At 39.8% G+C, this 12,934-nt stretch carries 11 protein-coding genes; 6 read left to right on the top strand and 5 right to left on the bottom strand.

Features of this window, described 5'->3' with window-relative positions:
* Window positions 1-15: 15 nt before the first annotated feature.
* A complete protein-coding gene (gene sohB / locus PSYCG_RS05925; RefSeq protein ID WP_020443386.1) occupies window positions 16-912 on the bottom strand; it encodes a protease SohB in 897 nt (298 codons plus the stop codon).
* A gap of 448 nt (window positions 913-1,360) precedes the next feature.
* On the opposite strand from sohB, the gene aspS reads away from it, so the two are divergent.
* From aspS to PSYCG_RS05905, 4 genes are all read left to right on the top strand, one after another.
* Window positions 1,361-3,187: an aspartate--tRNA ligase gene (gene aspS, locus PSYCG_RS05920; RefSeq protein ID WP_020443385.1), complete on the top strand. Its 1,827-nt coding sequence runs from the start codon at window positions 1,361-1,363 to the stop codon at window positions 3,185-3,187.
* A 67-nt stretch (window positions 3,188-3,254) separates the two neighbouring features.
* Window positions 3,255-4,181, top strand: coding sequence for a lysophospholipid acyltransferase family protein (locus PSYCG_RS05915; protein ID WP_020443384.1), 927 nt, complete (start codon window positions 3,255-3,257; stop codon window positions 4,179-4,181).
* Window positions 4,182-4,286: 105 nt separating this feature from the next.
* The gene (locus PSYCG_RS05910) at window positions 4,287-5,087 is read left to right on the top strand and encodes a hypothetical protein (RefSeq protein WP_020443383.1); all 801 of its coding nucleotides are present in this window, start codon (window positions 4,287-4,289) and stop codon (window positions 5,085-5,087) included.
* Between the two features lie 60 nt (window positions 5,088-5,147).
* Window positions 5,148-5,990 carry a hypothetical protein gene (locus PSYCG_RS05905; protein ID WP_020443382.1) on the top strand — a complete coding sequence of 281 codons (843 nt, stop codon included), beginning with the start codon at window positions 5,148-5,150 and terminating at the stop codon, window positions 5,988-5,990.
* On the opposite strand, the gene PSYCG_RS05900 is transcribed toward PSYCG_RS05905, so the two are convergent.
* Window positions 5,983-7,104 carry a glycosyltransferase gene (locus tag PSYCG_RS05900; RefSeq protein WP_020443381.1) on the bottom strand — a complete coding sequence of 374 codons (1,122 nt, stop codon included), beginning with the start codon at window positions 7,102-7,104 and terminating at the stop codon, window positions 5,983-5,985. The two genes, PSYCG_RS05905 and PSYCG_RS05900, sit on opposite strands and share 8 nt — an antisense overlap.
* A gap of 305 nt (window positions 7,105-7,409) precedes the next feature.
* On the opposite strand from PSYCG_RS05900, the gene PSYCG_RS05895 reads away from it, so the two are divergent.
* Window positions 7,410-8,975 (top strand): glycosyltransferase family 2 protein, encoded by a 1,566-nt coding sequence (locus PSYCG_RS05895; protein ID WP_020443380.1) that lies wholly within the window; start codon window positions 7,410-7,412, stop codon window positions 8,973-8,975.
* Complete coding sequence (locus PSYCG_RS05890; RefSeq protein WP_020443379.1) at window positions 8,976-9,749, top strand: glycosyltransferase family 25 protein; 774 nt, start codon at window positions 8,976-8,978, stop codon at window positions 9,747-9,749.
* A gap of 9 nt (window positions 9,750-9,758) precedes the next feature.
* Here the strand turns inward: PSYCG_RS05890 and PSYCG_RS05885 are convergent, their stop codons facing one another.
* From PSYCG_RS05885 to PSYCG_RS05875, 3 genes are all read right to left on the bottom strand, one after another.
* A complete protein-coding gene (locus PSYCG_RS05885; protein WP_020443378.1) occupies window positions 9,759-10,739 on the bottom strand; it encodes a glycosyltransferase family 4 protein in 981 nt (326 codons plus the stop codon).
* Between the two features lie 11 nt (window positions 10,740-10,750).
* Window positions 10,751-11,749, bottom strand: a complete 999-nt coding sequence (locus PSYCG_RS05880; RefSeq protein WP_041772250.1) for a glycosyltransferase family 4 protein — start codon at window positions 11,747-11,749, stop codon at window positions 10,751-10,753.
* Between the two features lie 174 nt (window positions 11,750-11,923).
* The gene (locus tag PSYCG_RS05875; RefSeq protein WP_011513510.1) at window positions 11,924-12,853 is read right to left on the bottom strand and encodes a branched-chain amino acid transaminase; all 930 of its coding nucleotides are present in this window, start codon (window positions 12,851-12,853) and stop codon (window positions 11,924-11,926) included.
* Between the last annotated feature and the right edge of the window lie 81 nt (window positions 12,854-12,934).

The following is a 12,934-nucleotide window of genomic DNA, read 5'->3' as shown; positions in this document are numbered from 1 at the left end:
ATTTACCTCTGAATCTTATTTAAGGATATTTAAACGGCTATTAAGGTCAAATCGTGCTAGTGCATCTGGCAGCTTATCAACCGCCATGCTGATGGTCGCTTCTGCAGCTTGTGATAGCCCTAGCTTTTCTGCCAGTGTTGGCTTTTGGCGTGAATGCAGCGCGTACACTTCGTTGTTCTCCATACGCTCTAATAAATAACTGTCCGATGTCTGTAATTTATCCACCAAGTTCAAATGCAGCGCATCTTCACCATACCAATGCTCGCCTGTCGCGACTTTATCTACATCAAGCATACCGCGGTAACGATTGACAAAGTGCTTAAACAACTCATGTGTTTGCTCTAGTTCTTCTTGATATTTGGCACGATCTTCATCATCATTTTCACCAAATACAGTCACGGTACGTTTGTAATCACCAGCCGTAAACATCTCATAATCAACATCATGGTTTTTGAGCCATTTATGGAAATTGGGCAGTTGTGATACCACACCGATAGAGCCAATAATGGCAAATGGTGCCGCTACAATATTGTCCGCTACACAGGCCATCATATAGCCACCACTAGCTGCAACCTTATCAACGCAGACGGTGAGTTTCAAACCGGCATCTTTTAGACGAGCCAATTGTGCTGCGGCTAAACCATAACCGTGTACTACGCCGCCACCCGACTCTAGACGCACCACTATTTCATCGCCTTTATTTGCGGTGCTTATTAGCGTGCTAATCTCTTCACGCAGATGTTTAACAGCAGTGGCTTTGATATCGCCATCAAAGTCGAGTACAAAAACTTGTTGCTTGCTATCACTATTTTTTTTCTTATTTTTGGTTTTCGCTTTTAGGGCTTGTTTTGCTTTTTTAGCCAGTGCTTTTTTGAATTGTTTGAGGGCAGCTTTACCTTGAGTCGCCTCCATCAGGTCTTCACGGCGTTGCTCTTGGTTTTTATTCAGATGGATAACTCTTAGCTCAACAGGGTTTTTTAGAGGGATTAAAAAGCATGAGTGCGATTCCTTAAATGATTAAGACGGTCTTAGTGTAATTTTATAAGTTAGGCTGATATGCGCACGCGCGCTTATCTTTTCAAGCAGAGGAACAATATTTAACCTAATGCAATTGTTACGGCATAAATACGGCTTATAGCCATCTTTACTGAGCTTTGATTGGGCTGATTCGGTTGTATAACAAAGGCAGATTAGGCATAATATACGTTTACACCAAATTTTCTGTAGCCAACGTGATGACTATTTGTCTTAATCGCGTTGTTTGCGCTTCTTTTAACTAAACTAGTTATTATCTAAAAGAAGCGCAACGATGGCTGCATTATTGTATTTCGAATTGGGCTGACAACTGGATAATTATATTATGACGCATAGCGAATACCGAGACGAATATTGCGGAGCCGTAACCGAAAGCTTAATTGAGCAAACCATTAGTGTCGTAGGCTGGGTACATCGTCGTCGCGATCACGGTGGCGTGATTTTCTTAGACATGCGTGACCGCGCTGGTATCTTGCAGGTCGTTGTCGATCCTGATACCCCAGAAGCGTTCGCTATTGCTGATGCAGTACGTCCTGAGTATGTAATAAAAATCACAGGTCGTGTCCGTCAACGCTACGCGGGCACTGAAAACGCAAATATGACCAGTGGTCATATCGAGCTGTTGGCCAAAGAAATTGAAGTGCTGGCAAAATCTGAAACCCCGCCATTCCCATTGAATGATGAGAAAAGTACGGTATCAGAAGATCTACGTCTCAAATATCGCTATCTTGATATGCGCCGTCCACAAATGCAAGATCGTATGGTATTCCGTGCGAAAGCCACCTCAGCGATTCGTCGTTATTTAGATGACCATGGCTTTTTAGATGTAGAAACCCCTATCTTGACTCGTGCAACGCCAGAAGGTGCTCGTGATTATCTTGTGCCTTCACGTACGCGTCCGGGTAACTTCTTTGCCTTACCGCAGTCGCCACAGCTGTTTAAACAGTTATTGATGGTCGCAGGTTTTGACCGCTATTATCAAATCGCTAAGTGCTTCCGTGATGAAGATTTACGTGCGGATCGTCAGCCTGAATTTACCCAAGTCGATATTGAGACTTCTTTCTTAAATGAAGAAGAAATCATGAATATCAACGAAGGTCTGATTAAGCATGTCTTTAAGACGATGATGGACGTTGAATTTGAACAGTTCCCACGTATGACTTATGCTGAAGCCATGCGTGATTATGCCTCAGACAAGCCTGACCTACGTATTCCGCTTAAATTGATTGACGTTGCAGACTTAATGAAAGACGTTGATTTTAAAGTGTTTGCCGGTCCTGCTAACGATCCTAAAGGTCGTGTTGCTGCCCTACGTATACCAGGCGGTGCTTCATTAAGCCGTAAACAAATCGATGCTTATACCAAGTTCGTTGGTATCTATGGTGCACGTGGTTTGGCTTATATTAAAGTCAACGATGCCAGCAACATCAATAACGGTGTGGATAAAGAATCTGGTCTACAGTCTCCTATTATTAAGAATATGACTGATGATGTATTGGTAAGCCTGATTGATCGTACTGGTGCAGAAAGCAATGATATCATCTTCTTTGGTGCGGATAAAGCTAGTGTGGTCAATGATGCCATCGGCGCCCTACGTCAAAAGATTGGTTTAGATTTAGAAATGACCACTTGTGAGTGGGCCCCACTTTGGGTAACTGACTTTCCGATGTTTGAAGAAACTGAAGATGGTCGCTGGACCTCAATGCATCATCCATTTACTAAGCCAAAAGGTTCGGTTGAAGAATTAAAAACCAATCCTGAATCTGCCCTTTCTATCGCTTATGATATGGTATTAAACGGTACTGAAGTAGGTGGTGGTAGTTTACGTATCAATACACTTGAGATGCAAACAGCCGTATTTGAAGCATTGGGTATTGATGATCAGGAAGCAGAAGACAAATTTGGCTTCTTGCTTGACGCGTTAAAATTTGGTGCGCCGCCACATGGTGGCTTGGCATTTGGTTTGGACCGCTTAATCATGCTTATGGTAGGCGCAAGCTCTATCCGTGACGTGATTGCCTTCCCAAAAACCAAAACTGCTGAATGTCCATTGACCCAAGCACCGGCTGAGGTAAATACCAAGCAGCTACGTGAGCTTGGTATCCGTGTCCGTGAAAAAGTACAAGCTGACACCAGTAAGTCTGCTGAATAAATAGTCTGATCATGCGAAGCTATTTTTTACAGTGCTTGTTATGTGATTCATCACTGTGTGAATGGTCATGAATCCGTATCATATTTTCAAAATCGTGCCACTGTCTGTCTTGCAGATGCTGGCACGTTTTGTTGCGTGGATAATCTTAAGGATGCCAAGCGCTAGTATCATGCGCACGATTAAAATCAACATGGCACTGATTGCTCCTACGTTATCTCACCTGCAAAAACAAGCATTAACCAAAGAGATTATCTATCATCAATGTTTAACCAGCATTGAGTCAATCAAAAGCTGGGCGATGCCACCTGATTGGAGTATCGCTCAAATTCGTGACGTTCATAATAAAGACATCTTACTTGAGGGACTTGCTAGTCCTAACGGCATGCTCGCGATCGTACCGCATTTGGGTACGTGGGAGATGATGAATGCTTGGCTCAATCAATTTGGCTCGCCAACCATCATGTATAAGCCCGTAAAAGGTGACATTACCAACAATTTTATATTGCAAGGTCGTGCCCGCCTCAATGCGACATTAGTACCGACGGATGGTAGCGGTGTAAAAGCAGTATTTAAAACACTCAAACAAGGTGGTTTTAGTATTGTCTTACCTGACCACGTTCCTGACCCCTCAGGCGGTGTCATCGTGCCTTTTTTTGGCATTGAAACGTTGACCAGTACCCTTGCCTCCAAACTTGCTAGTAAAACCAAATGCGCACTGGTCGGATTGGCATGTATTCGCCGCGACGACGGGTATGGTTTTGATATTTATTGCTATAAACTCGATGACCCAGCATTATATGATCGCAATACTGAAACAGCAGCTTATGCACTCAATCTAGCAATGCAACGTATGATTGAAGACAATTACAGTCATTATATGTGGGGTTATCGACGCTTTAAGCATATCCCTATGATAGACAACCCTTACAACACTGATGAAGCCAATTTAGCCGCATTTATTCGCGCACATCATCCTAGTGTAGATAATAAATAAAATCGATACAGTGAAATCCGTACGCTACTGATAGACTCTCAATTTTAGTGTTTTTTATCAATTTTTTAAAAGTTAGCCCCTTATTTATATAAATATGAGTGCACTATGGCAACTGACATGAATCAAAATTTACCAACCAATCAAACGCCAACAGACAGTAAAAACTCTGATCAGCGTTATATTATTTGTATGAAATGGGGTGATAAATATGGTGCTGAATATGTTAACCGTCTTTATAACATGGTGCATCGTAACTTAACTTTAGATTTTCAGATGGTTTGCTTAACCGATGACAGTACTGGTATCGATCCTGCTGTTATCTGCCACCCCATCCCTGAGCTCAATCTACCTGCAGGACCTGAGCGTGGCTGGAAAAAGCTCACGACTTTTAAGCAAGAATTATATGACCTCAAAGGCGTCGCCTTGTTTTTAGATATTGATATCGTTATCGTTGATAATATCGACGGATTTTTCACTTATGAAGCTGAGCATGAAGATAGTGTGGTTATCATTCGTGACTGGAAAAAACCGTGGCGTATGATTGGCAATAGCTCGGTATACCGCTTCAATATCGGTATGAATACTTATCCTAATTTGCTCGCAAATTTTGAACGTAATTTTGAAACTATTCGTACTCAAGTTCGTCATGAGCAAGCATATCTGTCCAATTATTTACGTGAGTATCATCATTTAGAGTATTGGGACAAAGACTGGTGTGTTAGCTTTAAATATCAGTGTATTGCACCTATTCCTTTTAATCTAGTACGGGCACCTACTCTGCCAAATGACGCTAAAATCGTTATTTTCCATGGTGAGATTAATCCACCAGACGCGATAGCAGGGGGTGGCGGTAAATGGTATCGTCATGTGAAGCCGAGCCCTTGGCTCAAAGAGTATTGGATATAATTTAATCATCAAACCATCATTACTTTAAAATATCTGGAGCTGACATTGGGATTACCTCCTATGATTGAGTTTGAGGTTGGTAATCAGCCGTTCCCTATTCACGCATTTAACGCAAAAGAAAATCAACAAAACCTTGACCGACAAGCTGTCAATATCATTGCTTCAGGTCCCTCTATTGCTGAGGTAGATTTTATACCTTTACTAGATACAGCCACGATTTTTATTAATGGTAGTATTAGTCTCACCGCTCAGTATAGCTTTACCAAAGTCGTCGGTTATGTCATTAGTGATGCACGTTTTATCCTCCATCAGCCCGATATATTAAACGAATACTACACCGGTCAGCCCTTATATGCCACCTTGGCAGTATTAGAAGCATTGGTCAGTGCCCATCCTGAAATCATAAAAAAATATCATCATAAGATGCGTATTATCTATCTTGTTGACAGACCGTGGGGTGTTAAAGGAAATGATTCAGAATTTAGTCTTTTGCTGTTAGGTAAGGAGTCACGATACCAAGCGCTCAATAGAAAAACGCCACTATCAGCATTTGCTAAGCATGCTAAATTTGTTATCGATAGCTATCATCAGCCATCACCTATCGGGTTGTCCTTAGACATCACCTACGGCTTTGTAGAAGCTGGAACAGTGGCTTATGTAGCAACGCAGCTGGCTTTCTCCCGTGGTGCAAACGCACTGCATTTATATGGTGTTGATCTACTTAATAGTAACGAGCCGCGGTTTTATGAAGATAGAGAGCGTAGCGCGCCCACGACGCTAAATAATGTCATCAGCAATACTATTGTACCGTCATTTAATTTATTAGCCAAAACTTATCAACAATATGGCGTGCGCGTTACCAATCACTCTCCTATCTCTCAATCACTTTTCGACTTTAGTTAATATCATTTACTATTGATAGCGAAAAATCTAAATACTGCTGTGCAATGTGTTTTGGTAATAGCTGCTGATTTAACGGCGTTATAAATTGATTCGCATTATCTAATGCCTGACTTATTAGCGCTGCCAACCCTTCAATATCATCAATAGCAACTAGATTTTTCTGTGGTAACAGCTCTCTTGGACCAAAGGGGCAATCCGTACTGATAACAGGTACATTTAAGGCTTGCGCTTCGACGATAACATAACCAAAGCCCTCATACTTAGAGGTCATGACGAGCAGTGCGGCTCCCGCAATCAACGGATAAGGATTGGCATGAAAGCCTAAAAAATATACTTTATTCTCAATTTTTAACTCAATCGCTAATTGTTTTATTTCATCTTCAAGTCGACCTTTACCTACCAAAACCAATGGTAGTCTGCGCTCTGTTTTGGCATAGGCCTGCAGTAAATCACGATGACCCTTCATAGCGTCAAACGAAGCGACATGAATAATATAACCTTTATCAGTCAAGCCAAACTCCTCAATATGAAAATGTTCACTGGCCAATTGCTGAATTTGACTGACATCGCATGGGTTATAAATTGTCGTGGTTCTATTTAAGTTACCTATTAATGCCAATAAATCTTGGCATGCGCCTTCACTGACACAACTGCACGGATGAGCACCGTAAACCACTTTTAAATGACTTATGGTTTGAGCAGGTATGATTGCTAGCTTCTCTTGAAATTGTTTGGACACTGCGGTGTGCAATACGTTCACTATATTTGGTAGCTTACTATATGCCATAATCCAATTAACCTTGTAAATATTGGCCAAGATTAATTTAGGTGTTCCGATATTTTTTAGCACATATTCATCAATGCGCGCTGCAACCTGTTTATAAGCGGTGGCTTGCTCAGTTTCTATATTAAAAAGCGGCTGATTATAAGGGACGATGTGGTAATGCACGCGAGAATCTAAGCACATATCTGTCGTATCTTCTAGGCAAAGCACATGGACATCATAATCCATATCTATATAGGCACGCGCCAATGTCGTGACCATACGTTCTGCACCGCGCCCTTCTAACGCTTTTAATATTAGTAAAATAGTTGGTTTATTGCTAGTTATCATAGTAACCCGTCTTTCATACTTGTGATGCCTATCTTGGTATAATAAATAGCCGTAAAATAATTGTTTAATATTGCAGCGCTCTACCTTTGTATGCTAGTCTCCTCTATTTTTATATTACGAACAAGCATCTATTAAAACATTTTTTTATTCATTCGCTAATACATTTGTTATTGTCTAATTAAACTGTAGGCTACCATTTTTTAGGGTATTAGCCCTTATTTTGATGCAAATCTAAATCACTATCTACAGGAGCATATGGTGTGAATCATGTAAAAAATATTAGGTCATACCGCTTATCAGTAGTAATGATAGTTAAAAATGAAGCCAAAAACCTTGCTATTACTTTACCTTCTCTGCAAGGATTGGCTGATGAAATCATCGTATTAGACTCAGGCAGCACCGATAATAGCCGTCAGCTCGTAGAGCAATATGGCGGAACATGGTATGTCAATACAGATTGGCAAGGATTTGGCAAACAACGTCAATTGGCACAGTCATATGCGACCGGTGATTGGATTTTTGCATTAGATGCTGATGAAGAAGTTACTCCTCAGCTTAAAGAAAGTATACTAAAGATCATCACACAAAAACCTGATAATACAGTCTATGGTATTAAGCGTATTGATTGTATTTTTGGGCACGAAATTGACCCTAGCTATTGGGCAATAAAAGCACACTGGCGTTTATATCCCTGTCACTTTTATTATAATGAAAATCTAGTCCATGAATCTGTCGTCCTACATAATGCTATTACCAAGACATTAGATGGGTTTATGCGCCATCATACAGCCGAAACGCCACTATTTTGGCTACAAAAACGTTTAGATTATGCTAAGGCGTGGGCTGAGGATCGCCATAAAAAAGGTAGAAAAATTAGCTTTTATAAAGTTATTTTCAATCCAATTTGGGCATTTATTAAGCAGTACCTAATAGATGGACGCTTCTTAAAAGGCAAATACGGACTCATATATTCGCTGCTATTTATGCAGTATACCTTTAATAAATACGCTATTTTATATGACCTAACATACAATAAAACAGAGCAAGCATTTATAAAATCGTTGGAAATAGCTGAAAACTTACAGCCAGTAGACGTATCGAAAAAACAAAGCAGCTTGTCTTTAGTAATGATTGTAAAAAATGAAGGCAAGCATTTACAAGCATGTTTAAAAACAGTACAAGATATTGTAGATGAAATCATTATTTTGGATTCTGGTAGCACAGATGATACTAAAGCCATTGCCCTACAGTATGGTGCTAAATGGTACGTCAATGAACAGTGGCAAGGCTTCGGCAAACAGCGACAGTTGGCACAATCTTATGCTACTTGTGATTATGTCTTAGTACTAGATGCAGACGAACGCCTAGAGAATAATTTAAGACATTCTATTGCTAGGTTATTAAATGAGCCGCTACAGACTGATAGAGTATTTAGTGTGGCTCGAGTCAATCAGTTTTGCGGCGTCGAAGTACAGAAACGAATATGGTATACGGATAAACTGGCACGATTATATGCCAATAGCTTATTTAAATATTCTAATTTAGACGTTCATGAATCGTTAGATCAAAAAGGCGTTCCAAGTGAGGTATTGAAAGGTTATCTATTGCATATTACCAATGATAATTTACACCATTTTTTGATGAAAAATGTGCGCTACAGTCATGATTGGGCAAGAGAAAAACATCATAAAGGTAAAAAGGTAACGCTTTTAGGCATGTTATTACGTTCTTGGTTTTCTTTCTTTCGTGAATACATCATGCGTGCTGACATATTAGGCGGGGCTTATGGCTATATTTTGGCTTTCGCCTCATTAGGCTACACAATGGATAAATATATAATGCTTTGGCAGCTTAACCAAGGAAAAGATTGAATGCAGAACCATGTCATCAGCTTAACAACCGCGACTGATCGTCGTCAGCACATCATTCAAGAATTTACAAAGCAAAACATCCCTTTTGAATTCTATGATGCGATAACAATCTCTCAATTGACGGAAGTGTCTAAAGCATTAGGTTTACGCTTGGCAGAAAGTGAGCGTTTATCACTTATAGAAAAAGCTTGTTTTTTGAGCCATGTTTGCTTATGGCAAAAAATAATAGACGACAATCTCGAATATATGTCAATATTTGAGGACGATATATACTTAGGAGAAAATGCTAATAATTTTCTCACTGATAATCAATGGATATTAGATAACTTAATTGACATGGATATTATCAAATTAGAAACAGCATTAGAGAAAACACATTGTAGTGAAAAAGAAATCAATTATGGAGAGAGATGTTTTTTAAAGTTAGAAAACTGGCATACCGGAGCAGCGGCTTATATTATTTCAAATAAAGGCGCAAAAACACTACTTCATCAGATCAGATCTCTCAATGAAAAAGACTACGTGCCAATAGACGAAATGATTTTTGATAAATTCTTACCTCGAATATCAGTCTACCAAATCTCTCCTGCTTTAAGCATACAATCAACTTTCTTAGAAGCAGATAATCCTACTTTAGCAAGCGATCTGGAAGCTGGACGCATAGAGCATAGAAAAATCAGATCGAAAGATCCACGAGACCTAAAACATTATTTCAAAAAGATTAAACGTAGTATCGGTAAACGTACGTTTTACACTATCGTCCCTTTCGACTAATTCACTAAATCAGTCTCTCATTTTTAATCTTTCTTTAATATTTGCTTTGGCTCTTGGTTTAGTTGCATTAAGTACTTCGCCTGCAAGCACTTTTTCATAGCATTCCATATAGCCTTTTGCCATGGCAACATGACTAAAATACGTCTGCGCATGATGATGACAAGCACGTCTATCAAATCTATCAATATTTTTAGTCGCCTCAACAAGCTCGGCATAACTGTCAGATAAAACGCCAACATCCTCTTGCGTGATGATATCTGGTAGAGACCCAAAAGGTGTTGCCAGCACAGGACAACCCAGATATAGGCTTTCAATGACTGCCAATCCAAAAGGCTCATGCCATAACACGGGAAAGAGCAATCCTTTGGAGTGACGGAGTAACTGATTTTTTTGCTCACCACCGACCATTCCATGGAAGGTCAGTTTTGAGGACGTATAAAAATAAGGGTTCCGACGGATGTTAAAACGATCGCCGCCTAATACATGTAGCGGAATATCCGCTTGCTGCGCTATTTTCACAGTTCCTTGCAGGTTCTTAATTCGCCAAGAAGCTTTTGCTAAAAAATGGACATAGTTTTTAGGATTAAAGTCTGGCTCGCCATAATCATTCCAATACAAACCATTGTGCACATAGCAATTGGCATTATAGTTTTCCGCATGCTTCTTTGATAAATAGATCGTATTGACAGGATATTCTTGTTCAATCTCGCTGTTACTGTGTTCAGTACACACAAATGGAGTATCGATATCATTATCATAGCGAAAATGAAAGTGAATGATATCTGCCCACCCTTCTATTTGCTTTTCTAAAGGCAGTTGCTCATCAAAATAGACCGCATCTTTATGTGAGCTTTTGTGCTTGGTTAAAAACCTGACTTCATGCCCTAGTGATTTTTGTCCTTGATACAATCCCCATAACACTCGTTCAGTACCACCATAATCTTTGGGTGGAATACTTAACTGAGTCAAAAGTACATGTAATATTTTCATCATTTAACCTTTTAATCTTTTAAGACAAAATCATATGGGAGATTTTGAGTCACCTCAGGTGCTGTCTCATGTAAAGCATGACCATTTAAGACTTTTTCATAAAAATATAAGTAGTTCTTACTCATCACAAGGTGATTGAATGTGTCTCGTGCATAATCATGACAGCGCTGACGACTAAATTGTCCAATATTTCTTAGAGTATCTATCATCACACTTTTACTGTCGGTACTAACACCGACATCTTGATTGATGAGCTCTGGCAGAGAACCACATCGACTACCAATAACAGGGCAGCCTAAATATAAGCTTTCAATCATAGCTAAGCCAAAAGCCTCATTTGTTAGTACAGGAAAAATCAACGCTTGCGAGTTGCGAATAACCTTATTCTTCTTGTCACCGCCAATCATGCCATAAAACTTAAGATCATTACCCGGATAAATATAAGGTTGATATTTGCCGTCTTTACGCCATTTTAAGCAGTAACGTTTACTACCAATAACATGCAATTTTTTATTTGCTTGTCTTGCAATATCCACACTGTCTTTTAAATTTTTGTCTTTATATTTTGCATTCGCTAAAAAATGTACATAGTTTTCTGGCTGATTTATATTAGGTTGCTCATAATCCTCCCAGTATAAGCCATTATAAACATACGCTTCTCCCCCACTACGTTCGGCATGTAATTTCCCCAGAAATATAGTATTCTTAGGAAATATAGCAGGGGTAATCTGTTGGTTATGCGTTGTACAAACAAAAGGGGTTTTTAATGTCCCTTGAAATAAGAAATGGAAATGAATAACATCGGCCCAGCCTTCTACTTGATCTTCAATTCCCTGAGCAGGATTGTATAAAATTGAATCAGGATGTTGGTTCTGATGCTTGGTCATGAACTTAACGTCATGCCCCAACTCTTTTTGCCCTTTATATAATGCCCAAACAACACGTTCAGTGCCTCCATATTTTAAAGGCGGTATAGGCATCCTAGTAAGCAGAACATGAAGGATTTTCACAGCTACCTCGATATAATGTGCATTCAAACCAGATTAGTAAAATACTTTAAAAAGCAGTTATTGTAGACTATTTATGAATATAGTTATTTAATAGCTCTACTTAAAAAGAATCATTTAATCATAAAAAAGCTGGACAGTGACGTCCAGCTTTTTTAAAAAAATAAAGTAACACAATCAGTCAATAAAACTTAACCAATCCATATACTGCTCATTACGACCATGGACCACATCAAAGTACAAGGTTTGCAGCTTTTCAGTCAAGGGTCCGCGACCACCATTACCGATAGTACGATCATCGTATTCACGAATAGGCGTGACTTCAGCAGCGGTACCAGTCATAAATATTTCATCCGCTAAGTAAAACTCATCACGAGTGATACGACGCTCAACAACTTTAATGCCCAAATCTTCAGCGAATTGGACAATAGTTCGACGCGTGATACCGTCAAGTGCCCCGCCTGCTAAATCAGGGGTATGCAATACACCATCTTTAACTAAAAATAAGTTCTCGCCAGCGCCTTGGCAGACATAGCCTTGTGGATCCATCAAGATGGCTTCGTCATAGCCGTTACGGGTCACTTCTTGGTTCGCCATGATAGATACTGGGTAGTTGCTTGAGGCTTTTGCTTTACACATGGTCACGTTTGGCAAATGATGGGTATATGATGACGTTTTTACACGAATCCCGTTTTTGATACCTTCTTCACCAAGGTACGCGCCCCAATGCCAAGCAGCTACCATGGCATTAACGCTATTATCACGTGATGATAGACCCAGTTTTTCGGCACCGAACCAAATTAGCGGGCGAATATAAGCTTCTGCTAGATTGTTCTGCTTGACCACATCTTTGTGTGCTTGCTCAAGTGTTGCTGCATCAAAAGGCACATCCATTTGGAAAATCTTTGCCGAACCTAGCAGACGCTCAGTATGTTCTTTTAAGCGGAAAATCGCGGTACGGTTATCAGCAGTTTGATAGGCACGGACGCCTTCAAAGACTGCGATACCATAATGCATGCTGTGCGTAAGCACATGAATTTTGGCATCTGGCTGTTCAATCATCGTGCCATTCATCCAAAGCTTGCCTTCCTTTGTTGCCATATTCATCTAATAATCCTTATGCTAGCGCTAACGTCTAACTTTTTTGTTGAGTGTTAAGTAAATGTTTTAATTAAAATTTTATAATGA

This window comes from Psychrobacter sp. G (genome assembly GCF_000418305.1).
Lineage (GTDB): Bacteria > Pseudomonadota > Gammaproteobacteria > Pseudomonadales > Moraxellaceae > Psychrobacter > Psychrobacter cryohalolentis.
This window is presented reverse-complemented; position numbering and strand designations above follow the sequence as displayed.

Excerpts from the sequence above, each read along its gene's own strand:
- PSYCG_RS05895 (WP_020443380.1), top strand. The coding sequence starts at position 7,410 with ATGATAGTTAAAAATGAAGCCAAAAACCTTGCTATTACTTTACCTTCT.
- PSYCG_RS05910 (WP_020443383.1), top strand. The coding sequence starts at position 4,287 with ATGGCAACTGACATGAATCAAAATTTACCAACCAATCAAACGCCAACA.
- PSYCG_RS05890 (WP_020443379.1), top strand. The coding sequence starts at position 8,976 with ATGCAGAACCATGTCATCAGCTTAACAACCGCGACTGATCGTCGTCAG.
- PSYCG_RS05875 (WP_011513510.1), bottom strand. The coding sequence starts at position 12,853 with ATGAATATGGCAACAAAGGAAGGCAAGCTTTGGATGAATGGCACGATG.
- PSYCG_RS05885 (WP_020443378.1), bottom strand. The coding sequence starts at position 10,739 with ATGAAAATATTACATGTACTTTTGACTCAGTTAAGTATTCCACCCAAA.
- PSYCG_RS05905 (WP_020443382.1), top strand. The coding sequence starts at position 5,148 with ATGATTGAGTTTGAGGTTGGTAATCAGCCGTTCCCTATTCACGCATTT.
- aspS (WP_020443385.1), top strand. The coding sequence starts at position 1,361 with ATGACGCATAGCGAATACCGAGACGAATATTGCGGAGCCGTAACCGAA.
- PSYCG_RS05915 (WP_020443384.1), top strand. The coding sequence starts at position 3,255 with ATGAATCCGTATCATATTTTCAAAATCGTGCCACTGTCTGTCTTGCAG.
- sohB (WP_020443386.1), bottom strand. The coding sequence starts at position 912 with ATGGAGGCGACTCAAGGTAAAGCTGCCCTCAAACAATTCAAAAAAGCA.
- PSYCG_RS05900 (WP_020443381.1), bottom strand. The coding sequence starts at position 7,104 with ATGATAACTAGCAATAAACCAACTATTTTACTAATATTAAAAGCGTTA.